Origin of the sequence: Streptomyces sp. NPDC006339 (assembly GCF_040612775.1) — a bacterium.
Lineage (GTDB): Bacteria > Actinomycetota > Actinomycetes > Streptomycetales > Streptomycetaceae > Streptomyces.
In genome coordinates, this window is sequence record NZ_JBEXQW010000016.1 from 1 (window position 1) to 22,950 (window position 22,950).

Genomic DNA, 22,950 nt, shown 5'->3' on the forward strand with positions numbered 1-22,950 from the left:
TCGGCGTCAAACTCACCACCCTCCGCCCCGAACAAGCCGCCTACATCGGCGTCCCCATCGACGGCCCCTACAAGCCCGACCACTACCGCTACTGATGTGTACCGACGACCAGATGTGTACCGACGGCCTGATGTGTACCGACGGCCACGCCCGTGACCCGTGGCTCCCGGACCGGCTCCTGAAGACGGAGCGGGACCTGCTGATGCCGCTGCTGCGCCGTACGCCCGAGGCGGCGTACGAGCTGCGCACCGCCTGCCCCGGCTGGACCGCCCGCCAGGTGCTCGCCCACTGCGCGGCGGCGCTCGTCAGGATCGTGGAGGGGCGCCTGGAGGAGGGTGTCTTCCTTCCCGAGGCGAACGCCTCCGACGTGGCCGAACGCGAGGACTGGCCGCTCGGCCGGATCCTCGACGAACTGGAGCGGGGCCTCACCGAGGCCGGTCCGGTCATCGCCGGGCACGAGGACGGCCGCCTCGACGCGGTCGCGCTCGGCGAGTGGGTGCATGCCGGGGACGTACGGGAGGCGTTCGGCGAGCCCGGCGCCTACTGCGGGGCGGCCCTCGACCTGGCCCTGCCGCTGCTGGCCGTCACCAGCCGCAAGCGGGAGACCCCGCGGCTCGTCGGCGTCCTGGCCGACCGGGCCGGGGAGGTCGACCTCGGCAACGCCGTCGAGGGCCGCCCGCCGGCCCGCTTCCACGGCGACGCGGCCACCCTGATCCGTATCTACTCGGGCCGCCCGCTGGTCCGCACCCGCTACGAGCTGACGGGTGCGACGGAACAGGAACTGCTCATCTACCGCTGATCATCCACCGCTGAGGGCGGCGGGCCCCGGTCCCTGGGACCGGGGCCCGCCCCTTTCCCTCAGGCCCCACCCACGCTTCTCACGCAGGGGGATCTTCATGACCAGTACGTTGGACCGGCTGCTGCGCGCCCAGGCGCAGGCGCGCCCGGACGACACCGCCGTCGTCTTCGAGGACGACACCCTCACCTTCCGTGAGCTCCACGAAGGCGCCGCCGTCCTCGCCGACCGTCTCCGCGCCCTCGGCGTCGCCGCCGACCACCGCGTCGGCGTCCACGTCGAACCCTCGCTCGACCTGATGCTCGGCACGTGGGGGGTGGTGCTGTCCGGCGGCGCGTACGTCCCGCTCTCCCCGGAGTACCCGGAGGAGCGCCTCCGCTACATGATCGAGGACAGCGGCGCCCGGATCGTCGTCACCCAGGAACGCTTCCGCGCCCGCGTCACCGAGCTCGCCCCGCCCGGCACCACCGTCGTCACCGTCGAGGACGCCGTGCAGCGCGCCCGGCGCGCCACCGGACCCGAACAGCCGCTGCCGGCGCCGTCCTTGAGCCCGGAGCAGCTCGCGTACGTCATCTACACCTCCGGCTCCACCGGCAGACCCAAGGGCGTCATGGTCGAGCACCGCTCGATCGCCGCCCAGATGCGCTGGATGGCCGCCGAACACCACCTCGGCCCCGGTGCCGTCGTCCTCCAGAAGACCCCCATGAGCTTCGACGCCGCCCAGTGGGAGATCCTCGCCCCGGCCGTCGGCGCCCGCGTCGCCATGGGCCCGCCCGGGGTGTACCGGGATCCCGAGGCGCTCGTCGACATCGTGCGGCGGCACGGCGCCACCCTGCTCCAGTGCGTGCCGACCCTCCTCCAGGCCCTCCTGGACACCGAGCGGTTCGCCTCCTGCACGACCCTCCGCCGGGTCTTTTCCGGTGGTGAGATCCTCTCCCGCAACCTGGCCGTCCGGCTCCTCGCCGAGCTGCCGGCGGAGGCCGAGCTGGTCAACCTGTACGGCCCCACCGAGTGCACCATCAACGCCTCCTCCCACACCGTCGACCGGGCCGCCGTCGCCGCCCCGGACGCCCCCGCCGCGATACCCATCGGAAGACCGGCGTACGACACGACCTTCCACATACGGGACGGCGAGCTGTGCGTCGGCGGCATCCAGGTCGCGCGGGGGTACCTGGACCGGCCCGAGCTCACGGCGGAACGTTTCATCACCACCGGCACCGGCGAGCGCCTCTACCGCACCGGCGACCTGGCCACCTGGAACGAGGACGGCACCGTCCAGTTCGCGGGGCGCGCCGACAACCAGATCAAGCTGCGCGGCTTCCGCGTCGAGCTGGACGAGATCGCGCTCGCCATCGAGGACCACGACTGGGTGAAGTCCGCGGCCGTGATCGTCAGGAACGAGCCCCGGACCGGCTTCCAGAACCTGGTCGCCTGCGTCGAGCTCTCCCCGAAGGAAGCCGCCCTGATGGACCAGGGCAGCCACGGCGCCCACCACCAGTCCAAGGAGTCCAAGCTCCAGGTCAAGGCGCAGCTCTCCAACGCGGGCACCGTCGACGCGCGCGAGCTGGCCGGCCGCCCGGTCGTCGAACTGCCCGGCCGCACGCCGACCGAGCGGATGCGCCGCACCGTCTTCGCCCGCAAGACCTACCGCTTCTACGAGGGCGGCCCCGTCACCCGCGCCGACGTCCTCGCCGCCCTCGCCCGCCGCCCCGAGGGCATCGGCTCCCGCGCGATCGGCACCCTCACCGCCGCCGACCTGGGCGAGATCCTGCGCTGGTTCGGCCAGTTCACGAGTGAGGAGCGGCTGCTGCCGAAGTACGGCTACGCCTCGCCGGGCGCGCTGTACGCGACGCAGCTCCACGTGGAGGTGCGCGGGATCGCGGGCCTGGAGCCCGGCACGTACTACTACCACCCGGTGCACCACCGGCTGCACCTGATGGAGCCGGGCGCGGCGAGGGAGGGCACCGCGCGGGAGGGCGCCGCGCGGGACCGGGACCCGTACGTCCGCTTCGGCTTCCGCGGCAAGTGGGAGGCCGTCGAGCCCGTCTACAGGACCAACATCCGCGAGGTCCTGGAGATCGAGACCGGCCACATGGTGGGCCTGTTCGAGGAGATCCTGCCAGGGATGGGCCTCGCGATCCGGCCGGTACGCGACGGGGAGGGCCGTGAGGACCTGGGCCTGTTCGAGCTCGTCCCGTACGACGAGGAGACGGCGCGGAACTCCGGCCCCGAGGTGGACCTGTACGTGCAATCCCACCCGGGCCGGATCGCCGACCTGCCCGCCGGCCAGTACGCGTACGAGAGCGGCGAGCTGACCCCCGTCTCCTCCTCCCTCGTCGAGAAGAAGCACGTCATCGCCATCAACCAGGCGGTGTACGAGCGGGCGAGCCTCGGCATCACCGCGATCGGCCGGCCGGCCGCCGGGCGGCGCGCCTACGTCGACCTGGGCCGGGCGCTCCAGCGGCTCCAGCTCGGCGACCACGGGCTCGGCTTCATGTCCTCCGGCTACAGCTCCATGTCCGGCCACCCGCTGCCCGCCGCCCGCCGCGTGGACGAGATCCTGACGGCCGCGGGCCGCGCCACCGGCCCCTCGTACTTCTTCGTCGGCGGCGCCGTCAGCGAGGAGCAGCGGCTCAGCGAGGGCATGTACGAGGACACCGTCCACATGAAGGGCCCCGCGGAGATGATCCGCGACGACCTGGCGCACCACCTGCCCGACTACATGATCCCCAACCGGGTCGTGGTCCTGGACCGGCTGCCGCTCTCCGCCAACGGCAAGGTCGACACCAAGGCGCTCGCCGAGCTCGCCGTCGTCAACGCCGGCCTGCACGGCCGTCCGCACGTCCCGCCGCGCACCCGCACCGAGCGGCGGCTCGCCGAGATCTGGGCGGCGGCCCTCAAGTACGAGGAGGTCGAGGCGGTCTCCGTCCAGGACGACTTCTTCGAGTCGGGCGGCAACTCGCTGATCGCGGTCGGGCTCGTCACGCGGATGAACCGGGAGTTCGAGGCGTCGCTGCCGCTCCAGATCCTCTTCGAGTGCCCCACCGTCGAGAAGCTCGCCCACCGCGTGGACGGCGCCGCCGCGACCCCCGCCTCCCGGCTGGTCCGGCTGCACGCCGAGGGCGACCGCTCGCCGGTCTACTGCTGGCCGGGCCTGGGCGGCTACACCATGAACCTGCGCTTCCTCGCCGAGGAGGCCGGCATCGACCGGCCCTTCTACGGGGTGCAGGCGCACGGCGTGAACCGCGGCGAAACCCCGTACGACACCATCAGCGAGATGGCGGCCGCCGACGTGGCCGCGATCCGCCGGCGCCAGCCCACCGGCCCGTACACCCTGTGGGGCTACTCCTTCGGCGCCCGCGTCGCCTTCGAGTCGGCGCACCTGCTCGAGGCGGCGGGCGAGCAGGTGGAGCACCTGTTTCTCATTGCGCCGGGCTCGCCTAAGGTGCGCGCGGAGTCGGCGGCCGGCGGTGCCTCGTACGACAACCCCGGCTTCACGCGGATCCTGTTCTCGGTCTTCGCGGGCGCCCTGGAGGACGTGCCGGCGAAGGACAGGGAGGGCTTCGCCGCGTACGTGACGGAACGCTTCCCCGCGCTCGACCCGGAGCTGGTGGCCCGGATCATCGCCATCGTCGAGAAGACCTTCGCCTTCACGTACACCTTCCGGGAGCTCACCGAGCGCACCGTCTCCTGCCCCGTCACGATCTTCAAGGCGCGGGGCGACGACTACTCCTTCCTGGAGACGGCGACCGGCTGGTCCTCCCGGCCGCCGACGGTGGTGGAGCTGGACGCCGACCACTACAGCCTGCTGCGGGCGCCGGACCTTAAGGAGCTGGTGAAGAAGATCGGATACCGGCTGGGGCGGTAGCGGTAGCGGGAGCGGTGGCGGCCCCTCGCGGGTGTGCGGGGTAAATGCTTTGCGGGCGGGCCGCCCGGCCCGTCACGCTTCACCGCATGAACACCACCACCGCCGATCTCTTCGCGGCCGACGGGCGCCTCAAGGCGATCCCGCGGAAGCCCGCGCGCCGGGCCGCGCTGCTCGACCATCTCGCCGCGACCCTCTTCGAGCCGGGCCGCTCCTACACCGAGCGCGAGGTCAACGAGGCCCTGAAGACCGTGCACGCCGACTTCCCGGCCCTGCGCCGCTATCTGGTCGTCGGCGGGCAGCTCGCCCGTACGAAGGACGGCTCGGCCTACCACCGACAGCAGCGGACCGGCGTCCCCGCAGGAGCGACCCCCGCCGTCGCGTGATCGCCGCGGCGGTGGCCGGCCTCCTGGCCGGCTACGGCATCGCGATCCCGGTCGGCGCCGTCGGCGCCTACCTGGTGGCCGTCACCGCCCGCACCGGCTGGCGCACGGGCGCCGGCGCGGCCCTGGGCGTCGCCACCGCGGACGGCGTCTACGCCCTCCTCGCGGTGGCGGGCGGCTCCGCCCTCGTCCCGCTGCTCACCCCCGTGCTCACCCCGCTGCGCTGGGTCTCCGCGGTGGTCCTGGTGGCCCTCGCGGTCCGGGCGGCCGTCCTGGCCGTACGGACCTACCGCGCCGGGTCCCTCGCCTCGCGCGACGACGGCACGACGACCCTGACCCCGGCCCGCGCGTACGTCACCTTCCTGGGGATCACGCTCCTCAACCCCATGACGGTGATCTACTTCGCCGCGCTGATCCTCGCCACCGGCCCCGACGCCCCCGCGACCCTCGCGGAGCGCACGGTCTTCGTGCTCGCCGCGCTCCTGGCCTCCGCCAGTTGGCAGCTCCTCCTCACCACCGGCGGCAGCCTCCTCGCCCGCACCCTCACCGGCCCACGCGGCCGCCTCACGACGGCCCTCGCGTCGAGCACGCTGATCACCGTCCTGGCGGTGGGGCTGGTGGTCTAGGTCGAGGGGGTGCCTCGCCCCGTAGGGGAGGCCGAGGCGGGACCCGTATCTCTGTGGGTTCCGCCAATACGGCGAGGGGCCGTGATCCGGCAAGACTGCCAAGCGACCGGTTCGGCAACTCGGCACGGGGAGAAGGAACATGACCACGCATCAGCAGTACGACGAGATCGGCGAGGCGTACGAGGGCTTCAAGGCACTGCCGCTGGAGCAGTACGCGGTGGTGCCGTCCTTCCTCGCCCTCGTCGGCGACGTACGCGGCCGGTCGGTCCTCGACCTGGCCTCCGGCACCGGCTTCTACAGCCGCGAGTTCCGGCGGCGCGGCGCCTCGGAGGTGCTCGGGGTCGACATCTCCGGCGAGATGATCGCCGTGTCGAAGAAGCTGGAGGAGGCCGACCCGCTGGGCATCGACTACGAGGTGGGCGACGTCGCCGAACTGCGCGCCTTCGAGCGGCCCTTCGACATCGCGCTCGGCGTCCAGATGCTCAGCTACGCCCCGGACATCGCCACCACCGAGCGGATGTGCCGCAACGTGCACCGCAGCCTGAAGCCCGGCGGCTCGTTCTTCATCCTCAACCAGTCGCCCGATTTCCGCTTCGACGGCCCGACCCCCGAGAGGTACGGCTTCCGCTGCGTGCTGACCGGCGAGGAGATCGAGACCGGCCCCCAGGTCCGCCTCACCGCCCTCCTCGACCCGCCGGTCTCCTTCGTCGCCAACCGCCCGCGCCGCGAGGTCTACGAGAACGCCCTGCGGGCCGCCGGCTTCAAGGACCTCACCTGGGTGCCGGTCACCGTCTCGGAGGCCGGCCTGCGCGAATTCGGCACCGCCTACTGGGCCGACTTCCACGCCAACCCGCCCTTGGAGATGCTCCACTGCCGCGCCTGACGGGCCGGGCCGGCCGGGGGCGCGGGCGCGGCCGGTGGGAGGCTTCAGAGCGTGTCGAGTCGGAGCATGGGGATGCCGGGGCGGACCTTGGCGATGGCGCCGAAGTCGTCGTCGACGTGGACGAGGGTCATCCCGTGCTGCTCGGCGGTCAGCGCGATCACGATGTCCATGGGGGACGGGCCGCGGTGGTGGCCGATCCGGACCAGGTCCCGCTGGACTTCGATGACCTCCCGCCATGGGTTGTCGGGGGCGGGGACCCAGCCGAAGGTCCGGCCGAGCATCGTGAAGAACGGCTCGTGGTCCCGGTCGGTCCGCAGCCCCGGCATCAGCTCCGCCTCGACGGGCGGGCAGAGGGAGACCTGTCCGCGGGCCACCCGCTCCGGCCAGGGTGACCCGATCTGCCGGCGCAGGATGCGCCACACCGCCGAGGTGTCGGCGAGGTAGTTCACCGGCCGGAACGCTCTCGCTCTTCCAGGAAGTCGAAGTCGAGGAAGTCCTCGGCGTTGTCCTGGAGCCACTGAAGCGCCCGTGCGCGGTCTTCCGCGCTGGTCGCCGCCGCTATGGTCAGGGCCCGGTTGATCGTGTCCCGTTTGGTCTTGGTGCCGAGCTGTCGCTGGGCGAAGGCGAGCATCTCGTCGTCGATGTCGACCAGGGTCTTGGACATGGCGACCTCCGCAGGGGATATATCCGAGCGTCGCCAGTATATCTCCTGGTTCCGGGGCCCGCCGGGGCGCGGGCCCGGCCGGGCCGCGGGCCTGGATCGCCGCTCCAGTTCACGTTCGGCGTCCCGGGGTCAGCGGACGACGTCGAAGACCTGCTTCTGCACGCCGTTCGCGTATGCCTCGTGCTCCACGAGGCGGAGCTTCTGGGCGTCCTTGTCCGTGGTGCTGAAGAGGCGTTTGCCGGCGCCGAGGAGGAGGGGGAAGACCAGCAGGTGGTAGCGGTCGATCAGGCCCGCGTCGGAGAGCGCGCGGTTCAGGGTGGCGCTGCCGTGGACGATGATCGGGCCGCCCTCGGTCTCCTTCAGCGCGGCGACCTCGTCGAGCGAGCGCAGGATCGTGGTCTCGCCCCAGTTCGGTACGAGGCCGTCCTCGGTGAGCGTGGTGGACACCACGTACTTCGGCATCTCCTTGTAGTCGGCGAAGTCCTCCATGTCCGGCCACACGGCACCGAACGCCTCGTAGCTGATGCGGCCCAGCAGCATCGCCGTGGCCTCCTTCTGCTCCCGGCCCTTGATCTCGAAGACCTCGGGGAGGAACTCCACGTCCTTGAAGGTCCAGCCGGAGTTCCGGTAGCCGGGCTCGCCGCCCGGCGCCTCGACGACGCCGTCGAGCGAGACGAAGGCGGTGCTGATCAGAGTGCGCATGGGGATTCCCTCGGTGAGTCGCCGTGTTGTCGTGCCGCGCCTGTCGCGTTCATGATCTAGGACCGGCGGCCCGCCGGAAACTCATCGGCGCGGGGGTCATCGGTCCGCCGGGACGATGTTCTGCGTGTGACGGAAGACGTTGTCCGGGTCGTACGTCCGCTTCACGTCGGCCAGCCGGTCGTAGTGTCCCCGGTACGTGGCCCGGACCCGGTCCCGGCCCTCGTCCGCGCCCAGGAAGTTGACGTACGCACCGCCCATCGAGTGCGGGTGCAGGGCCTCCCAGTAGTCCACGGCCCAGCGGTGGACCGGCTCCGCGTCCGCCGGCTCCGCGCCGATCCCGGCGATCACACCGGACCAGACGGCGTCCCGGTACGCCCAGGCCGTGTCCGTCGGGCCGGGCCGGTGGGCGGCGCCGTCGACCGGATAGAGGTGCATCGTCGACAGCTCGGTCGGCATCCGCTCCAGGAAGGTGCGGTGGACGTCCATCGCCCCCTCCGTGATCTCGTCGAAGAAGTCACCGCGCCAGTACCACTGGAGCCCCTTGGGGATCAGGTCGTCGAACATCGACTGGATCGCCGGATACGGCACGGGCGTGTGGAAGTGGAAGGCCGGCGGCGCCGGTTCGGAGACGACGGCGAACGCCTTCGCGAGGGCCTCCTCGTCCGTGGCGCCCGTGTGGCACCACACCACCCCGCACATCCGCTTCCCGTGGATCTCCTCCGGGAACGGCGGCCCCGGCGCCACCACAAGCGTGGCGAAGAAGCCGTTCAGGTCGGTGTCCGCCGCCGGCAGGAACTCCCGGTACCAGCGCAGCACCGCGCCGATGTGCTCCGGCTCCCACAGGGTGACGGCGAGCCCCACGTCCTCCACCGGGTGCAGCGCGAAGGTGAACGCCGTCACGATCCCGAAGTTCCCGCCGCCTCCGCGCAACGCCCAGAACAGGTCCGGGTGTTCGTCCGCCGAGGCGGTGACGACCGAGCCGTCCGCGAGGACCACGTCCGCCGCCAGCAGGTTGTCGATCGTCAGGCCGTACGCACGGGTCAGATGCCCGTGCCCGCCGCCCAGGGTCAGCCCGCCCACCCCGGTCGTCGACATGATTCCGCCCGGGGTCGCGAGACCGTGCCCGTGCGCCTCGTGATCCAGGTCCCCCAACTGGCTGCCGCCGCCGACCAGGGCCGTCCGCGCCGCCGGATCCACCCGCACCCAGCGCATTCCCGACAGGTCCACCATCAGCGAACCGTCCACCAGACACAGCCCGCCACCACTGTGCCCGCCGCCGCGCACCGCCAGCTCCGTGCCGGTGTCCCGGGCGTACCGCAGCGCCGCCCGTACGTCCGACGTGTCCGCGCACCGCGCGATCACCGCGGGCCGGCGGTCGATCATCGCGTTGTAGATCGACCGGGCCTCGTCGTACCCCGTGTCGTCGGGGCCGATCACCTCGCCCCGCAGCAGTCCGCGCAGGGCCTCCACCGCCGTGCCACCCATGGCCACTCCTCAAGGGAACCCCTGCCTGCGGCCGCGCTACCCCTTCAGTCTCTCCCCGGCCCCGGCCCCCCGCCTCCCGGCCCCGGAAAACGGGGAGGCCCGCCCGGCGGGTGATCGCCGGGCGGGCCTCGTCGCCCTCGCGGGCGGGGACGACTACTTCAGGGCGGCCAGGGCGGCCTCGTAGTTCGGCTCCTCCGAGATCTCGTTGACGAGCTCGGTGTGCAGGACCTTGTCGTTCTCGTCGAGGACGACGACGGCGCGGGCGGTCAGGCCGGCCAGCGGGCCGTCGGCGATCGCCACACCGTAGGAGGTGTGGAAGTCACGGCCGCGGAGGGTGGAGAGGTTCTGCACGTTCTCCAGGCCCTCGGCGCCGCAGAAGCGGGCCTGGGCGAAGGGGAGGTCCGCCGAGATGCACAGCACGACGGTGTTCTCCAGGTCGCCGGCCTTCGCGTTGAAGGCGCGCACGGAGGAGGCGCAGGTGGGGGTGTCGACGCTGGGGAAGATGTTGAGGACCTTGCGCTTGCCGGCGAAGTCCTTCAGCGACTTGTCCGCGAGACCCTCGCCGACCAGGGTGAACTCGGGGGCCTGGCTGCCCGTGGCGGGCAGGGAGCCGTCGACGGTTACGGGGTTGCCCTTGAGCGCGACCTGCGCCATGAGGTTTCTCCTTAGACAGAGGGTGGTGCCGTGGTCAGCCACCGGTGCGGCTGGCGGCGGTCCGATCGTATTCCGCCGGGCCGCTCGCCCGCGTCGGTGTCCGTCCCCGCACCGTCCGGGGCACCGGCCCGCCCCCGGAGACCGCCCCGGAGGCCGGACCGCCCGTCGCCCCCGCGCCCGTGGTCCGCTCCCCCTCCCTAGCGCGACACGAGGAAGTGCACCTCGCGCGGCCGCACCTCCAGGTCGCTCAGGCCCTCGGGCGTCGCGCCCATCTCGCGCCCGACCTCGGCCGCCGCCAGGAAGGCCGCTTCGGACTCGAACGAGCCGGTGGTGACGACGGCGCCGCCGTCGGGGGTGACCCAGACCTCCGTGGACAGGAAGCCGGGCTGGTGCCGCGCCGCGTCGGCGACCTGGCGGCACTCGCGGACGAAGGCGTCCACGTGCTCGGGGGCGGGGTAGTGGAAGGCGACGAAACCGAACGACATGAGACGACCCCTCACGGGTGGCACGGTTATACGATGGCGTACAACGTCAGCGTAGACCTGTTGTACGGACCCGTACAACAGGTGGGTGAGGTGAGGTGGGCCGAAGATGGGCGCGTTGCGCACACCGCGCGAGAAGTGGATCGAGGCCGGACTGCGGGTGCTGGCCGCGGGCGGCGTGGACGCGGTGCGGGTCGAGGCCCTCGCCAAGACGCTGGGCGTGACCAAGGGCGGCTTCTACGGCTACTTCGCCGACCGCGAGGAACTGCTGGCCGAGATGCTGGACACCTGGGAGCGCGAGAGCGTCGACGACGTCATCGACCGGGTCGAGCGGGAGGGCGTCGACGCGCGGGACAAGGTCCGCCTGGCCGGGCGGCTCACCTTCTCCGGCGACCGGCTGCTCCCCATCGACCTGGCCGTCCGCGAATGGGCCCGCCGCGACCCGGCCGTCGCGGAGCGCCTGCGCCGCGTGGACAACCAGCGCATCCAGTTGGCGCGGGACGCCATCGGCACGTACTGCGCCGACCCCGAGGAGGTCGAGGCCCGGGCCCTGCTCGCCTTCTGCACCGCCATCGGCAGCCACTTCCTGGCCGCCGACCACCCCGGCCGCACGCGCTCCGCGGTGGTCGCCCGCGCGGCCGACCTCATCCTCGACGTCCCGAGGACGGAGGCGCCCGACTGACACCGCCCCGGTCCGGGCCGGGACCTGGACCCGGGCGACGGGGAGCCGGGATCGGGGCCGGGACCTGGCTCCGGGCGACGGGGCCCGGGCCAGGAGCCGGGGGCCCCGCGGCCGACCGGCCCGGGCGCTAGATCTTCCCGCGCACCAGCCGTACGCGATGCCCGAGCACCCGCCCCACCTCGGCGACGAACCCGGGCCGCAGCGGCGGCCCGTTCCACACCTCGAACCCGAGATACGCGAAGGCGAAACCGTCCGGCCCCCACTCCCACGCGGCCAGCGGCACCGTCCGCCCGCACGCCGGGCAGTCCACCTCGGCCTCACCCGTCCGCCACCAGGCGTCGATGGCCGGCGAGAACAGCGCGGCCCGCCCTTCCAGGACCGCCGCACAGGACGGGCAGACGGCGTCCCCGCCCTGCGGCGACCAGAACACGGTCCGCCCCGTGACGGCCGCGAGCCCGTCGCCGCCCACGTACCGCCGCTCGTCCGTCACCGCCGCCCAGCGCGGGCCCTCCGCGTACCAGCCCTTGCCGTCGCCGACATCCTTCCGCTCCGGAAGCAGAACGCCGGCCCCGACCAGCCACGCCACCACGCGCTCGGCGAGCGCGGGGGCCTCGCCGGCCGTCGCGTCGAGGTCGACGACCGCCTGGAAGGTGCTACCCACGGACCCCACCCCTGCTCCGGACGAGCTCGAACCAGTCCGCCGTCCGCTCCGCGCACCCGCCCGGCGACCCGGCGGTGCGGAAGATCCCCGCCGAGGAGCCGTGCAGCGGCACGTACATCTGGTCGTGCAGCTCGGTGCCGTACACGCCACCCTGCTCGTCGAAGAACGCCCCGAACACCTCGCTCCCCACGCACACCACGGCGACCAGATGCCCGAACCCGGTCTCCTCGGGCCGCAGCACGAACGTGTCGTCCGGATCCCCGCCCCACGTCACGGCCCGCTCCCGCAGCACCCGCACGAACCGCCGCCCCGGCCCCGGCAACTCCCCGAACGCGTCGGTGGAGTCGTCCTCGCCGACCCAGAACCAGGGGATCACCGAGGGGGCCAGGCGCTGTGGACGACGACCGGCTCGGCCGGCACCGCGCCCTCCGGGCGGAAGCGGCTCAACGCCACCGACGGCAGCAGGAAACTGTCGTACGTCTCGGGCGCCGCGCTCTCGCCCCAGTGCAGCCCACCCGCGACCACGTGCCCGTTCGCCCCGTCCTCCGTCTCCAGGACGAACGCCCGCCAGTCGTACCAGTTCCGCGGGTCGGCCGCCCGCAGCCGGGCCTCCTCCTCCGCGTCCGCGAACCGGATCGTCAACGAGGAATAGCGGTCCCGCACCGACATCGACCCGACGTCCGCGAACTCCACGTCCACCGTCGTGGCCCGCCCCTCCTCCGGATCCCGCGGGCCCCGCAACACCAGCCGCCCGTGCCCGAGCACGTACGCGTGCAGCCGCATCGGCCGCCGGAACACCACCGGCAACCCCGCCGCCCGGACCCGCAACCCCACCGCCCCCTCCCCTCCCGCACACCCCAAGGCGGCGCCACCCTACAAGGACCCGCCGGCCCACTGCCGGTCGACGAGGGAGGTGACCGGACACCGGAGATTTCTCCGGCCCCACGACCCGGGGCGCGGTAACGTCGAGACCGACACACCTCCCAGCCCGGTACGGGACGCAGGACGGACGATGAGCACAGTCCCCGACTACAACGGCGTCGATCCGGAACAGGCGTTGAAGTACGCCGTCCAGCACATCCGCGGCGACCGCGCCCAGATCATCGAGGGAATCATCGAGCCCGTGTCGCCGACCTGGGACCACGAAGCAGCCGCCGAGACCATCCGCGACCAGATCCGCCCCCGCGCCCGCGAACTCGGCTGCGTCACCGGCTCCGGAAACCTCGACCTGCCCGGCTCGTCGAACTGGTACGTCCCCGACATCGCCGTGGTCCCCGCCGCCCAGGCCAAGGGCGCCACCGCGCTTCTCCCCGAGGACACCCTCCTCATCGTCGAGGTCACCTCCGAGTCGAACCGCGACACCGACCGGGTCGTGAAGCGCCAGCGGTACGCCGAGTACCACGCCCCCCTCTACTTGGTCGTGGACCGCCAGGAGAAGAGCGTCACCCTCTACTCCGAGCCCGGCCGCCTCGGCTACACCCGCGTCGACGGCCCCCACCCCTTCGGCACCCGGCTCCACCTGCCCGAGCCCTTCGGCATCGAACTCGACACGGGCGACCTCGCCTGATGGCCCCCGACTGGACAGCGGAGTTGCGGCGCCTGGAGCAGGGGCACCGTTACGAGACCGCGGCGCCGCCGGCCTGGCAGACGTACGCGGACGCCGCCCCGCCGCCGCTCACCGAGGCGGAGGTGCGGGAGGCCGAGGCGGAGCTCGGGATCACGTTCCCGGAGGAGTACCGGGACCATCTGCTGCGGGTCAGCGCCGGGCACCGGATCAACCGGCTCCAGCGGGGCCCCCAGGGCTGGGGCTGGTACGGCGACCGCGACACCAACTACCACCTGCTCACCGAGCCGTTCCCGCACCCCGACTCGTACGCCGCCTACGACCACGAGCTGGGCGACCGCGAGCCGCCACGCGACGACGAGGCGGCATGGGCGGCGTGGGACGCCGAGTGCGGGGTCCTCCAGGAACGGAAGACGGCGGGCGCCGTCTACCTCCAGGAGGGCGGCTGCGGCTTCCACACCCTCCTGGTCGTCACCGGCCCCCACCGCGGCCAGATGTGGTTCGACAGCCGCGCCACCTGCGACCTGATCCTCCCCATGACCTACCAGGGCCGCCCCGCCACCTTCGCGGACTGGATCACCCACCTCGGCGCGGTCACGGTCCGGCCCTGATTCAGCCGGCCGCCGCCACCTTCACCGCCGCGACGAACGGCGTCCACGCGCCGGCGGTGACGACGAGCACCGGGCCGCCGGGCCGCTTCGAGTCCCGGACCGGGACGAGGCCGGGGGTGTTGTCCGCGACTTCGAGGCAGTCGCCGCCGGACGTGTTGCTGTAGCTGCTCTTACGCCAAGTGGCGGCGCTCAAGTCGATCCGGGTGCGTGCCATTTCGGTAGTCCTCTGCCGCATCCTCGATCAGGGCGAGGGACACCTCCAGCGGCAAGGCGGCGGCCCTCAGCAGATCGTACGACCTCCGGTACTGCTTCACGAGGGCCGGATCGTCGATGGTGTGCCCATGGTGCTGCCCTTCCATGTAGACCAACGGTGGTTCGTCCGCGAAGTCCAGGACCATGGCGTTGCCCAGCATTAGGGGGTGCGCACCGGCGTTCCACGGAAGGATCTGTGCAAAGACCCGGCCGCGTCTGATGAGAGCGCCGATGTGGTCGAGCTGCTCGGCCATCTCCGGACCCGGCAGCACCCGCAGCCTGAGCAAGGATTCGTGCAGGATGACCGAGTACTCCGGCTTCCTGTGATCCTCGTCGAAGAGCCGGGCTCGGGCGAGGCGGCCGGTGATCTTCTCATCGACCTCTTCCGGTAGATCCTGCGTCCATTCGGCTCGGAAGAGCGCCCGCATATACGGTCCCGTCTGAAGCAGGCCGGGAAAGACAGTCGGCGACCACTGTTCGATGGTTTCGGCGCGCTTCTCGGCTTCCAGCACCTTTTCGAAGTACGGAGCGTGGCCCGTGAGCCGTGCCTTCCGCACGTCCTCGCAGCGCCGCGCGAAGAACCCGTCCGTCTTCAGCACCCGGTCCACGTGCTGGGCCAGATCCATCGGCATGCGGCGCTGGCCGCGTTCGATCTCGCTCAGGTACGTCACGCCGTAGAAGCTGCCGTCCACCAGCTTCTCCAGCGTCAGGCCCGCCTGCTCCCTCTTGAAGCGGAGCTCCTTCCCGTAGAACTCCGGGACGCTCGCCGAGCCGTCGATCTCCTTGCGCGCAGCCACCGCCGACCGCCTTTCGCACCTTGCTTCGTGGAGCGGGAAACGCTTCCCACGGTAGGGGGCGGGGCGGCACCGTGTGAGCGGTTCGTCACGGCACGCAACGAAAGGCGGAACCCGCATGAGCGACGACATCACCCCCGACATCGACCAGCTCCGCAGCGCTCTCGCAGCTCACGGCATCACCCTCCCCTCCCTCGGGGTGGATCCCCTCACCCTCGCCGGTACGAGCGTCCGGCCCCCGCTCGTCGCGCTCGGCAACTGCACCGTGGCGACCGCACGCCACCTCACCCAGGTGCTCCACAAGGCAGTCGGCACGTGACCCTCCCGTTCACCCTGCAGCTTCTCGCGCTGCCCAAGGCGGTGGCGGAGGTGCGGCGGATGGTGCACGGCGACGACGTACGGCTCTGCGTCAGCGAGTTGCTGACGAACGTCATCCAGCACGTCGGCGAGGGCACCCCAGTGACCGTACGGGTGACAGCGGCCCCCACCGGCCGGCTGCGGGTCGCGGTCAGTGATCCCGATCCGCGCCTCTGGCCCGTGCTCCGCGAGGTCTCCGACGGGGCCGAGTCCGGGCGAGGCATCGGGATCATCGACGCGGTCGCCGCCCGCTGGGGCGTCGACCAAGCGCCGTACGGGAAGACCGTGTGGTGCGAGCTTCCCGCGGCCGGTCTCGCCGGGGGACGGCGGGAAGCGGGGGACGCGCAGGGGAGCGCGTTCGGGACGTAAAGCGTGATTTGTGGCGCGGAACAAGGGGGGTTCGCCGATTCGAGGGGCCGGACCGCGCCGTAAATCATGCAGTCCCGGACGCGTTCACCGGAGCGGCCCCCGCGCCCCCACCCACCCGGCTCAGCCCCCCCAGTGACGCACGTCACACATGGCTCCTGTCAGGGATCGGCGGGCTGTCTCGCTCAATCCGCGAAGGCCAAGCCAATCGACAGGAGCGACTCGTGAAGCGACTCATGAAGCACCGCATCGTCGTCCTCGGCGCCGGATACGCCGGTGCCTACGCGGCCGGGGTCCTGGCGCGCCGGCTGTCCCCGGAGGACGTCGAGGTCACGGTGGTGAACGCCGAGCCGGACTTCGTCCAGCGGCTGCGGCTGCACCAGTTGGCGGCCGGCCAGCAGATCGAGGCCCCGATGCTGGCCGATGTCTTCGCGGGCACGGGGGTGCGGGTGAGGGTGGCCCGGGTGACGGCCGTCGATCCCGAGCGCCGGGTCGTGGACGTGGCCGATGCCGAGGGTGGGGGCGAGATCGGTTACGACACGCTCGTGTACGCGCTCGGGAGCCGTGTCGCGGACGGTGGCGTGCCGGGCGTGGGCGAGCACGCCCACGACGTCGCCGGCCGGGCCTCGGCGCTGCGGCTGCGGGAGCGCCTGGACGCGCTGGAGGCGCGCGGCGAGGGCGGGCGGGTGCTGGTCGTCGGCGACGGGCTGACCGGCATCGAGACCGCCACGGAGATCGCCGAGGCCCGGCCCGGCCTGTCGGTGACCCTGGTGGCCCGGGGCGAGCTGGGCGCCCGCCTCTCCGCCGGGGCCCGCGACCACCTGCGGCGGGCGGGCGAGCGCCTGGGCGTCGAGGTCGTGGAGCACGCCGAGGTGGAGGCGGTCGAGGCGGCGCGGGTGCTGTGTGCCGACGGCACCGTCCTGGCGTCGGACGCGACCGTGTGGACGGCGGGGTTCGCGGTGCATCCGATCGCCGCGGCGAGCGGGCTGGAGGTCACCGAGGAGGGGCGGATCGTCGTCGACCGCCAGATGCGGTCGGTGTCGCATCCGGAGGTGTACGCGGCGGGTGATGCCCTCCACGTGATCGGTGACAACGGGAGGCCGCTGCCGATGTCGTGCGCCTCGGCCGGCTACACCGCCCGGCAGGCGGTCGGAGCGATCGTGGGCGGCCTGACGGGCCGCGAGGTCCCCCGGATCAAGCTGGAGTATGTGGCCAACCACATCAGCCTCGGCCGGCGGGACGCGATCTTCCAGTTCATCGACGGCGAGGGGAACGCGAAGCCGAAGTACCTGAGCGGCCGCAAGGCCACGCGTCTCAAGTCGGCGATCCTCTGGATGTCCCTGTGGGCCACCGCGCACCCGACGTTCGGCCTGCCCCAGCGGAGGCTCCGCGTGGCTGCCGCCTCTGACGCCTTCGCCGAGCGGGCCGAGCGCGTAGCCGCCTAGGGTGGGCCGCGTGGACAGCATCGCGATCGATCGCTTCGACGTCGAGCGGTTCGAGGCCGGCCGGAACCGGCTGGCCTCGCTGGCCTACCGTCTCCTCGGTTCGGCCGCCGACGCCGAGGACGTCGTGCAGGACGCGTTCCTGCACTGGCAGGCCGCCGACCGGCAGCGGATCAGGGTGCCGGAGGCATGGCTGACGAAGGTCGTCACCAACCTGTGTCTGGACCGGCTGCGTTCGGCCCAGGCGCGGCGTGAGCGCACGGTGGGGGCCTGGCTGCCGGAGCCGCTGCTCGACGGTGACCCGATGCTCGGGCCGGCCGACACCTTCGAGCAGCGCGAGTCGGTGTCGCTGGCCGTGCTGACCCTGATGGAGCGGCTGTCGCCGTTCGAGCGGGCCGTGTATCTGCTGCGGGAGGCGTTCTCGTACGGGCATGCCGAGATCGCCGAGATCCTGGACATCTCGGAGTCCGCGAGTCAGCAGCACCTGCACCGGGCGCGGCGGCGCGTCGTCGCCGAGCGCCGCCGTGACGGAGACATCGACCCGGTGGCGGCCCGCAGGATCGTGGAGGAGTTCCTCGCCGCGGCGACCTCGGGCCGTACGGAACGTCTGGTGGAGCTGCTCACGGATGACGCGACGGCGATCTCCGACGGTGCCGGCCTGACGCAGAAGCTGCTGCGGTACGACACTCCGCGGCGCATCGCCGCGATCGCGCGGGCCGGTTTCAAGGGCACGTCCGCGAAGCGGCGGCTCGCAGGCGGCACGCCCGCCATCCACTACGCGGTGGTGAACGGCACTCCCGCGATCCTTGCGGTGGTCGGCGACCGGGTGGTCGGCTCCGTGTCGTTCGACATCGTCGACGGGAAGATCGCCACGGTGCGGGGCATCGCGGCCCCCGCCCGCCTCGGGCGGCTCTCCGAGGCATGGCGGCGGAGGGGGGCCGGGGAGCCGCTCATCGCCGAGTGGTGAGGGAAGTGGTCGCAGGGCGGGGCGCGTTGGGCGCCGGGAACAATCCGGTGCGGTGCCGCGTTCGGTCTCTGGCCGACGCCGTCTCTGATCGACGCCGTCTCTGGCCGACGCCGACCACCCCACCAGAGGAGCGCCTTGCCCGACACCACCACCGCCCTGCCCCCGCTGCCGCCCCTCGCCGACCAGGCGGAGCGGCTGATCGAGCTGGGGGTGCACGAGATCGCGGGACTGACCGCCGAGGAGCTGCGCGCCTTTGCTGCGAACTCCGAAGAGTCCGGCGGCGCGAGGCCCCTGCTCGCCGTCCATCCGGACCGGGCGCCGGCCTCCGCGCTCGCGCCGTTGCTGCGCCGGGGCGGCAAGCCCGGCTTCGTCGTGGTCGACATGCCGGACGTCGACGACTTCACCCCGTACGGTGACGGCGGCGTGGAGCTGCCGGACGCCCCGCTCTATCTGGTCGACGGGGTCGACCGGGGCGACCGCATGGCGAACTGGAGCCCGGAGGAGGCGCTTCCGGCGCTGACGGAGGAGGGCCGCAGCCCGCTCGTGCTGAGCGAGGGCATCCACTGGGTGCTCCAGCAGCCGGATGCCCTGGAGCGCAACCGCTGTTTCATGACGATCGGTTCGCGGCTGCGGAAGCCGAAGGGCACGTACGACGCCCGTACGCCGGCGATCTGGATCAGCAACGGGACGGGCCGGGACGGCAAGGAGCGGCGCGACGCGCCGAAGGTGGGCTGGTGCTGGTGGGGGAACCGGCACACGTGGCTGGGCTTCGGCTCCGCGACCGGGCGGAGGTAGCGCCCGGCGGCCACGCCGGGGCCGGGGGCCCGCCCGCGCCCCGACGTGACCACCCCCCGCCGACCTCCCGCCCGATGCCCACCGCTCTCGGCGCTGTCAGCCCTTCCGGAAGTACTCGATCAGCCGCGCGTAGCTGTCGTCGGCGTGGCCGTCCTCCATGGCCTTGTCCACCAGGCCCAGCGTGTAGCCGGGCAGGCCGGTGTCGATGTTCCGCGCTTCGCTCTCGCGGACCAGGTCCTCCACCGAGGGCCGGTGGTGCTGGAGTGCCCCGTACCGCGTCGCGTACGCACCGCGGTCGACCTCGTCGGCGAGCATCGGGAGGGATGCCGTGAGGGCGGCGACGGACGGGCCGGCGTGGTCGAGGAACCGCTTCACCTCGACGCCCTCGCTGGTCAGCAGCGCGGCCGCGTGGAGGAAGCCGTTGAGGGCGCCCCACATCGTGCCGTGCACGGCCATGCCGTACAGGGCGGGCAGGCCGGCGTCGGCCGAGATCAGGGTGCCGCGGCCGCCGAGGAGCCGGAGGGCGGGGTGGAAGTCGTGGAACACGGTCTCGGAGCCGCCGTAGAAGATCACCGTCTCGGCTCCTCCGATGCCCGGGGCGATCGTCATGATCTGCCCGTGGAGGTAGCGCGCGCCCTGGGCGGTGACCCATTCGGCCACGGCCCTGGCGTCCGCGGACGTTCCGTCCGTGAGGTTGAGCACGGCGCGGCCGGGCAGCGCGTCGCCCGCCGATTCCAGCAGCGTGCGGGCCGTGGTGCCGCCCTTGACGCTGATGACCACGAGGGGAGCGGCGGCGACGGCCTCGCGGACGGTCGGGGCCGGCTTCGCTCCCTTGGCGGCCAGGGGGTCGGCCTTCTCCGGCGTGCGGTTGTACACGGTGGTGGGGTGCCCGCCGGTGAGGAAGGCGTCGGCGAGGGCGAAGCCCATCTCGCCCAGGCCGATCACGGTGACGGCCGGCGGTGCGTCGGTGCGTTCTGAGACGGTGTTCATGAGGTCGCTCTCTCCCCGGTCGCAGTGGTCCGGCCCGGGAAGGGCCGGCGTCACTGGTGCTGCGCGAGACGAAACGCTAGAAGCTGAACCGGAGTTGAGGTCAAGGGGTGCCCGGCCCGGCCGGTGCCGACACCGCCCAAGTCGATGTGCCCGCCTCAATCGACGTGCGCGATTCAGTCGATGTGCACGATCTGGAACGCCTCCGCCATCCGCCCCGGCGGCAGCCCGCCCGCCCGCGCGTGCTCGCTGAGCCACGCGCGCAGCAGCCCGGCCAGGTCGTCGAAGTGCGCGGTCTGGGAGGTGTGGATGCGCAGGGCCTCGACCTTGCGGTCGAAGACCGGGGTGACGTCCACGTACTGGTTGGGGGTGGGGCCGGTCATCAGCCACAGTTCGTGGACGATCCAGGGCTCCAGGCCCTCCTGCTTGAGCAGTTCGGGGTGGGCGAAGGGGTTGCGGGCCTCGGGGTATATCGCGCGCAGGCAGGCGTCGCCGACGGCCCGGTGGTCGGGGTGGAGGTCGGCGGCGCGGGCCCAGTTGATCTCGGGGGACGGGATGACGCACCGCTGCGGGCGGACCTGGCGGATCACCCGGCACAGGTCGCGGCGGAGGTCGACGGAGGCTTCGACGAAGCTGTCGGGGTAGCCGAGGAAGCGGACGTCGGCGACGCCGCTGAGCTTGGCGGAGTGGACCTGTTCGGCGCGGCGCAGGTCCGCCATGGCCTGGCGGGGGAGTGCCTCGTCGTAGCCGCCGGCGCCGCCGTCCGTGACGATGCAGTAGGTGACGCGGGTGCCGCGTTCGATCCACTGCATGACGGTGCCGCTCACGCAGAACTCGATGTCGTCCGGGTGTGCCGCCACCACCAGCAGTGATTCCGGGGCACTGCGGACGGTCGGGTCGATCGCGAAGTCCTCCATGGGGTCAGCCTCTTGGGCGGCGGGGGGCGTCGCAAGGCCAACTCGTGGCGTGAACAGGACATGGCACTTACGCGCCATCCAAAAGCTTGGTAGATTCAAATCATTGGATGCGCCATGTGGGCAATGACGGACAGTGACTGACATCGAGCTTCGGAGGCGACCGGCATGTGCAGGATTCTCGGCTCCTTCGCCGCGTCGGCGGACCGCCCCGACCCGGCCGAACTCGCGGCGGTCTCGGCCCGCCAGCGGCACGGCGGCCCCGACGAGCACCAGGTGCTCAGCGGCCCCGGCTGGTCGCTCGGCTGCGACCGGCTCGCCGTCACCGACCCGTGCGGCGGCCGGCAGCCCTACCGGCTGCCCCACCTGCCCGGCATCCTCGCCGTCCTCAACGGCGAGATCTACAACCACGCCGAGCTGCGCCGCCGCCTCGCCGCGCGCGGCCACCGCTTCCCCGACCGCTGCGACGGCACGCTGCTGCCCGCCCTCTACGCCGAGTACGGGCCCGCCTTCGCCGAGCACCTCGACGGCATGTTCGCCGTCGCCGTCCTCGACCTGCGCCCCGGCGGCGCCCAACTCGTGCTCGCCGTCGACGACATGGGCATGAAGCCGGTCCACCTCCACCACGACCCGCACGACGGCTCCACCCGCTTCGCCTCCGAGATCCCCGCCCTGCTCGCCTTCGAGGGGGTGCGGATCGCCCCGCGCGAGGACTCGCTCGACACCGTCCTCGCCACCCGCACCTCGTACTCCGCGCACACCGCGCTCGACGGCGTCACCGTCCTGCCGCCCGGCGCCACCGCCCTCGTACGGCCCGGCCGGGCGCCCGTCGTCCGCCGCCGCGCCCCGCACGCCACCCGGCCCTTCGGCGACACGCAGGACGTGCTGCGCCACGAGGTGCGGCGGCTCGCCACCGCCGACGCGCCGGTCTGCGCGATCACCAGCGGCGGCCTCGACTCCGGGCTCGTCACGGCGCTCGCCGCCGAGCACGCCCGCGAGACGGACGCGCCGCCGCTGCACACCTTCCACCTCACCTACCGCGGCAAGTGGCCCGGCTCCGAGGCCGCCTACGCCCGCGCCGTCGCCCGCCGCGCCCGGACCGTCCACCACGAGGTCACCGTCGACCCCGACGAGATCCCGTCGCTGCTCACCCGGACCGTGCGGCACCTCGGGCAGCCCAACGCCGACCCGATCGCCCTCTCCACCTACGCCCTCTTCCGCGCCGTCCGGGAGAACGGCTTCACCGTCGCCCTCGCCGGCGACGGCGCGGACGAACTCTTCGGCGGCTACGACCGGATGCGCGCCGCGCTGACCTCCCCGCCCGGCGTCGACTGGGCCGCCTCCTACGCGGACGCCCTCTCCGCCGCGCCCCGGCTGCTGCGCGAGCACCTGTACACCTCCTCGTACGCCGCCTTCATCGCCGACCAGGGCTCGGCTGCCGACCGGATCGAGCAGGAGCTGCGCTCGGCGGAGGCGGCCGGGGCGGACCGGGCCACGGCGACGAGCGCCTTCGAGACGCGCTGGCGGCTGCCCGCCTACCACCTGCGGCGGGTCGACCACCTGTCGATGGCCTGGGCGGTGGAGGCGCGCCTGCCGTTCTGCCAGCCCTCCGTGGTCGCCCACGCGCGGGCGCTGCCGCCCGAGGCGCGGCACGGCAAGCGGGCGCTGTACGGGGCGGGGGCCGAGCTGCTGCCCGCGGCCGTCCTGAACCGGCCCAAGCAGCCCTTCACCCTGCCGATCGCCGCGATGATCGCGCCCGGCGGGCCGCTCCTCGACACGGTCCGCGAGCTGTTGTCGCCGGCCCGGCTGGTGCTGGGCGGCAAGATCCGCGCCGACCGGGTGGGCAGGCTCCTGAACCGGCATCTGGAGCGGCCCAACCAGCACATCGCCCTCGCGCTGTGGGCGCTGGCCGTCCACGAGCTGTGGACGGACGTCGTGCAGGGCATGCGGATCCCGCTGGGCTGTGCGGCCGCCTGAGCCGCCGCCCGCCGTGCGCGTGCGCACCGCCGGTACGGGCA

At 72.7% G+C, this 22,950-nt stretch carries 28 protein-coding genes; 15 read left to right on the forward strand and 13 right to left on the reverse strand.

Going from position 1 to position 22,950, the window contains the following annotated elements:
• From ABZ135_RS15100 to ABZ135_RS15125, 6 genes are all read left to right on the forward strand, one after another.
• The coding region (locus tag ABZ135_RS15100) for an adenosylhomocysteinase (RefSeq protein ID WP_356695933.1) at positions 1 to 95 on the forward strand (95 nt) is incomplete at its 5' end.
• Between the two features lie 35 nt (positions 96 to 130).
• Positions 131 to 799, forward strand: coding sequence for a maleylpyruvate isomerase family mycothiol-dependent enzyme (locus tag ABZ135_RS15105; RefSeq protein WP_356695679.1), 669 nt, complete (start codon positions 131 to 133; stop codon positions 797 to 799).
• Between the two features lie 97 nt (positions 800 to 896).
• Positions 897 to 4,664, forward strand: a complete 3,768-nt coding sequence (locus ABZ135_RS15110) for an amino acid adenylation domain-containing protein (RefSeq protein WP_356695681.1) — start codon at positions 897 to 899, stop codon at positions 4,662 to 4,664.
• Between the two features lie 86 nt (positions 4,665 to 4,750).
• On the forward strand, positions 4,751 to 5,047 hold the full coding sequence (locus tag ABZ135_RS15115) for a DUF2087 domain-containing protein (protein WP_356695683.1): 297 nt from the start codon (positions 4,751 to 4,753) through the stop codon (positions 5,045 to 5,047).
• Entirely contained in the window at positions 5,044 to 5,670 is a 627-nt protein-coding gene (locus tag ABZ135_RS15120) for a LysE family transporter (RefSeq protein ID WP_356695685.1), read from the forward strand. The genes ABZ135_RS15115 and ABZ135_RS15120 overlap by 4 nt, the downstream gene beginning before the upstream one ends.
• A gap of 139 nt (positions 5,671 to 5,809) precedes the next feature.
• Positions 5,810 to 6,553 carry a class I SAM-dependent methyltransferase gene (locus ABZ135_RS15125; RefSeq protein ID WP_356695687.1) on the forward strand — a complete coding sequence of 248 codons (744 nt, stop codon included), beginning with the start codon at positions 5,810 to 5,812 and terminating at the stop codon, positions 6,551 to 6,553.
• A 44-nt stretch (positions 6,554 to 6,597) separates the two neighbouring features.
• On the opposite strand, the gene ABZ135_RS15130 is transcribed toward ABZ135_RS15125, so the two are convergent.
• The 6 genes from ABZ135_RS15130 to ABZ135_RS15155 all read right to left on the reverse strand — a co-directional run bounded on the left by ABZ135_RS15130 (position 6,598) and on the right by ABZ135_RS15155 (position 10,543).
• Positions 6,598 to 7,002, reverse strand: a complete 405-nt coding sequence (locus tag ABZ135_RS15130) for a PIN domain nuclease (RefSeq protein WP_356695689.1) — start codon at positions 7,000 to 7,002, stop codon at positions 6,598 to 6,600.
• Positions 6,999 to 7,217: a type II toxin-antitoxin system VapB family antitoxin gene (locus ABZ135_RS15135; protein ID WP_356695691.1), complete on the reverse strand. Its 219-nt coding sequence runs from the start codon at positions 7,215 to 7,217 to the stop codon at positions 6,999 to 7,001. The genes ABZ135_RS15130 and ABZ135_RS15135 overlap by 4 nt, the downstream gene beginning before the upstream one ends.
• Before the next feature lie 129 nt (positions 7,218 to 7,346).
• On the reverse strand, positions 7,347 to 7,919 hold the full coding sequence (locus tag ABZ135_RS15140) for a dihydrofolate reductase family protein (protein WP_356695693.1): 573 nt from the start codon (positions 7,917 to 7,919) through the stop codon (positions 7,347 to 7,349).
• A gap of 96 nt (positions 7,920 to 8,015) precedes the next feature.
• The gene (locus ABZ135_RS15145) at positions 8,016 to 9,404 is read right to left on the reverse strand and encodes an FAD-binding oxidoreductase (RefSeq protein ID WP_356695695.1); all 1,389 of its coding nucleotides are present in this window, start codon (positions 9,402 to 9,404) and stop codon (positions 8,016 to 8,018) included.
• Between the two features lie 153 nt (positions 9,405 to 9,557).
• Positions 9,558 to 10,058, reverse strand: coding sequence for a thiol peroxidase (tpx, locus tag ABZ135_RS15150; RefSeq protein ID WP_356695697.1), 501 nt, complete (start codon positions 10,056 to 10,058; stop codon positions 9,558 to 9,560).
• A 197-nt stretch (positions 10,059 to 10,255) separates the two neighbouring features.
• The gene (locus tag ABZ135_RS15155; protein ID WP_356695699.1) at positions 10,256 to 10,543 is read right to left on the reverse strand and encodes an antibiotic biosynthesis monooxygenase family protein; all 288 of its coding nucleotides are present in this window, start codon (positions 10,541 to 10,543) and stop codon (positions 10,256 to 10,258) included.
• 106 nt (positions 10,544 to 10,649) lie between these two features.
• Between ABZ135_RS15155 and ABZ135_RS15160 the strand changes: the two genes are divergently transcribed.
• Positions 10,650 to 11,222 (forward strand): helix-turn-helix domain-containing protein, encoded by a 573-nt coding sequence (locus ABZ135_RS15160; RefSeq protein ID WP_356695701.1) that lies wholly within the window; start codon positions 10,650 to 10,652, stop codon positions 11,220 to 11,222.
• A gap of 127 nt (positions 11,223 to 11,349) precedes the next feature.
• On the opposite strand, the gene ABZ135_RS15165 is transcribed toward ABZ135_RS15160, so the two are convergent.
• From ABZ135_RS15165 to ABZ135_RS15175, 3 genes are read right to left on the reverse strand one after another with little or no spacing between them, the layout of a single operon-like run.
• Positions 11,350 to 11,883, reverse strand: a complete 534-nt coding sequence (locus tag ABZ135_RS15165) for a hypothetical protein (protein WP_356695703.1) — start codon at positions 11,881 to 11,883, stop codon at positions 11,350 to 11,352.
• Positions 11,876 to 12,259: a hypothetical protein gene (locus tag ABZ135_RS15170; RefSeq protein ID WP_356695705.1), complete on the reverse strand. Its 384-nt coding sequence runs from the start codon at positions 12,257 to 12,259 to the stop codon at positions 11,876 to 11,878. The genes ABZ135_RS15165 and ABZ135_RS15170 overlap by 8 nt, the downstream gene beginning before the upstream one ends.
• Entirely contained in the window at positions 12,256 to 12,717 is a 462-nt protein-coding gene (locus ABZ135_RS15175; protein ID WP_356695707.1) for a hypothetical protein, read from the reverse strand. The genes ABZ135_RS15170 and ABZ135_RS15175 overlap by 4 nt, the downstream gene beginning before the upstream one ends.
• Before the next feature lie 178 nt (positions 12,718 to 12,895).
• Between ABZ135_RS15175 and ABZ135_RS15180 the strand changes: the two genes are divergently transcribed.
• Positions 12,896 to 13,450, forward strand: a complete 555-nt coding sequence (locus tag ABZ135_RS15180) for a Uma2 family endonuclease (RefSeq protein WP_356695709.1) — start codon at positions 12,896 to 12,898, stop codon at positions 13,448 to 13,450.
• On the forward strand, positions 13,450 to 14,058 hold the full coding sequence (locus ABZ135_RS15185) for an SMI1/KNR4 family protein (protein WP_356695711.1): 609 nt from the start codon (positions 13,450 to 13,452) through the stop codon (positions 14,056 to 14,058). The genes ABZ135_RS15180 and ABZ135_RS15185 overlap by 1 nt, the downstream gene beginning before the upstream one ends.
• Position 14,059: 1 nt before the next feature.
• Here the strand turns inward: ABZ135_RS15185 and ABZ135_RS15190 are convergent, their stop codons facing one another.
• Both ABZ135_RS15190 and ABZ135_RS15195 read right to left on the reverse strand, forming a co-directional pair.
• Positions 14,060 to 14,272 carry a DUF397 domain-containing protein gene (locus ABZ135_RS15190; RefSeq protein ID WP_356695713.1) on the reverse strand — a complete coding sequence of 71 codons (213 nt, stop codon included), beginning with the start codon at positions 14,270 to 14,272 and terminating at the stop codon, positions 14,060 to 14,062.
• The gene (locus ABZ135_RS15195; protein WP_356695715.1) at positions 14,229 to 15,107 is read right to left on the reverse strand and encodes a helix-turn-helix transcriptional regulator; all 879 of its coding nucleotides are present in this window, start codon (positions 15,105 to 15,107) and stop codon (positions 14,229 to 14,231) included. Before ABZ135_RS15195 ends, ABZ135_RS15190 begins: the two co-directional genes overlap by 44 nt.
• Before the next feature lie 115 nt (positions 15,108 to 15,222).
• Here ABZ135_RS15195 and ABZ135_RS15200 point away from each other — a divergent pair, with 115 nt between their 5' ends.
• The 5 genes from ABZ135_RS15200 to ABZ135_RS15220 all read left to right on the forward strand — a co-directional run bounded on the left by ABZ135_RS15200 (position 15,223) and on the right by ABZ135_RS15220 (position 19,031).
• Positions 15,223 to 15,423 (forward strand): hypothetical protein, encoded by a 201-nt coding sequence (locus ABZ135_RS15200; protein WP_356695717.1) that lies wholly within the window; start codon positions 15,223 to 15,225, stop codon positions 15,421 to 15,423.
• Positions 15,420 to 15,830 carry an ATP-binding protein gene (locus ABZ135_RS15205; protein ID WP_356695719.1) on the forward strand — a complete coding sequence of 137 codons (411 nt, stop codon included), beginning with the start codon at positions 15,420 to 15,422 and terminating at the stop codon, positions 15,828 to 15,830. The genes ABZ135_RS15200 and ABZ135_RS15205 overlap by 4 nt, the downstream gene beginning before the upstream one ends.
• 233 nt (positions 15,831 to 16,063) lie before the next feature.
• The gene (locus ABZ135_RS15210) at positions 16,064 to 17,272 is read left to right on the forward strand and encodes an FAD-dependent oxidoreductase (RefSeq protein WP_356695935.1); all 1,209 of its coding nucleotides are present in this window, start codon (positions 16,064 to 16,066) and stop codon (positions 17,270 to 17,272) included.
• A 10-nt stretch (positions 17,273 to 17,282) separates the two neighbouring features.
• Positions 17,283 to 18,236, forward strand: a complete 954-nt coding sequence (locus ABZ135_RS15215; RefSeq protein WP_356695721.1) for a sigma-70 family RNA polymerase sigma factor — start codon at positions 17,283 to 17,285, stop codon at positions 18,234 to 18,236.
• Between the two features lie 135 nt (positions 18,237 to 18,371).
• Positions 18,372 to 19,031 carry a DUF5701 family protein gene (locus ABZ135_RS15220; protein ID WP_356695723.1) on the forward strand — a complete coding sequence of 220 codons (660 nt, stop codon included), beginning with the start codon at positions 18,372 to 18,374 and terminating at the stop codon, positions 19,029 to 19,031.
• A gap of 96 nt (positions 19,032 to 19,127) precedes the next feature.
• Here the strand turns inward: ABZ135_RS15220 and ABZ135_RS15225 are convergent, their stop codons facing one another.
• Entirely contained in the window at positions 19,128 to 20,021 is an 894-nt protein-coding gene (locus tag ABZ135_RS15225) for an NAD(P)-binding domain-containing protein (RefSeq protein WP_356695725.1), read from the reverse strand.
• 173 nt (positions 20,022 to 20,194) lie between these two features.
• Entirely contained in the window at positions 20,195 to 20,935 is a 741-nt protein-coding gene (locus ABZ135_RS15230) for a PIG-L deacetylase family protein (RefSeq protein ID WP_356695727.1), read from the reverse strand.
• Between the two features lie 165 nt (positions 20,936 to 21,100).
• On the opposite strand from ABZ135_RS15230, the gene asnB reads away from it, so the two are divergent.
• Entirely contained in the window at positions 21,101 to 22,909 is a 1,809-nt protein-coding gene (gene asnB / locus ABZ135_RS15235; protein ID WP_356695729.1) for an asparagine synthase (glutamine-hydrolyzing), read from the forward strand.
• Positions 22,910 to 22,950: the final 41 nt, after the last annotated feature.

Excerpts from the sequence above, each read along its gene's own strand:
- ABZ135_RS15105 (WP_356695679.1), top strand. The coding sequence starts at position 131 with ATGTGTACCGACGGCCACGCCCGTGACCCGTGGCTCCCGGACCGGCTC.
- ABZ135_RS15110 (WP_356695681.1), top strand. The coding sequence starts at position 897 with ATGACCAGTACGTTGGACCGGCTGCTGCGCGCCCAGGCGCAGGCGCGC.
- ABZ135_RS15115 (WP_356695683.1), top strand. The coding sequence starts at position 4,751 with ATGAACACCACCACCGCCGATCTCTTCGCGGCCGACGGGCGCCTCAAG.
- ABZ135_RS15125 (WP_356695687.1), top strand. The coding sequence starts at position 5,810 with ATGACCACGCATCAGCAGTACGACGAGATCGGCGAGGCGTACGAGGGC.
- ABZ135_RS15135 (WP_356695691.1), bottom strand. The coding sequence starts at position 7,217 with ATGTCCAAGACCCTGGTCGACATCGACGACGAGATGCTCGCCTTCGCC.
- ABZ135_RS15140 (WP_356695693.1), bottom strand. The coding sequence starts at position 7,919 with ATGCGCACTCTGATCAGCACCGCCTTCGTCTCGCTCGACGGCGTCGTC.
- ABZ135_RS15145 (WP_356695695.1), bottom strand. The coding sequence starts at position 9,404 with ATGGGTGGCACGGCGGTGGAGGCCCTGCGCGGACTGCTGCGGGGCGAG.
- tpx (WP_356695697.1), bottom strand. The coding sequence starts at position 10,058 with ATGGCGCAGGTCGCGCTCAAGGGCAACCCCGTAACCGTCGACGGCTCC.
- ABZ135_RS15155 (WP_356695699.1), bottom strand. The coding sequence starts at position 10,543 with ATGTCGTTCGGTTTCGTCGCCTTCCACTACCCCGCCCCCGAGCACGTG.
- ABZ135_RS15160 (WP_356695701.1), top strand. The coding sequence starts at position 10,650 with ATGGGCGCGTTGCGCACACCGCGCGAGAAGTGGATCGAGGCCGGACTG.
- ABZ135_RS15180 (WP_356695709.1), top strand. The coding sequence starts at position 12,896 with ATGAGCACAGTCCCCGACTACAACGGCGTCGATCCGGAACAGGCGTTG.
- ABZ135_RS15185 (WP_356695711.1), top strand. The coding sequence starts at position 13,450 with ATGGCCCCCGACTGGACAGCGGAGTTGCGGCGCCTGGAGCAGGGGCAC.
- ABZ135_RS15190 (WP_356695713.1), bottom strand. The coding sequence starts at position 14,272 with ATGGCACGCACCCGGATCGACTTGAGCGCCGCCACTTGGCGTAAGAGC.
- ABZ135_RS15200 (WP_356695717.1), top strand. The coding sequence starts at position 15,223 with ATGAGCGACGACATCACCCCCGACATCGACCAGCTCCGCAGCGCTCTC.
- ABZ135_RS15210 (WP_356695935.1), top strand. The coding sequence starts at position 16,064 with ATGAAGCACCGCATCGTCGTCCTCGGCGCCGGATACGCCGGTGCCTAC.
- ABZ135_RS15225 (WP_356695725.1), bottom strand. The coding sequence starts at position 20,021 with ATGAACACCGTCTCAGAACGCACCGACGCACCGCCGGCCGTCACCGTG.
- ABZ135_RS15230 (WP_356695727.1), bottom strand. The coding sequence starts at position 20,935 with ATGGAGGACTTCGCGATCGACCCGACCGTCCGCAGTGCCCCGGAATCA.
- asnB (WP_356695729.1), top strand. The coding sequence starts at position 21,101 with ATGTGCAGGATTCTCGGCTCCTTCGCCGCGTCGGCGGACCGCCCCGAC.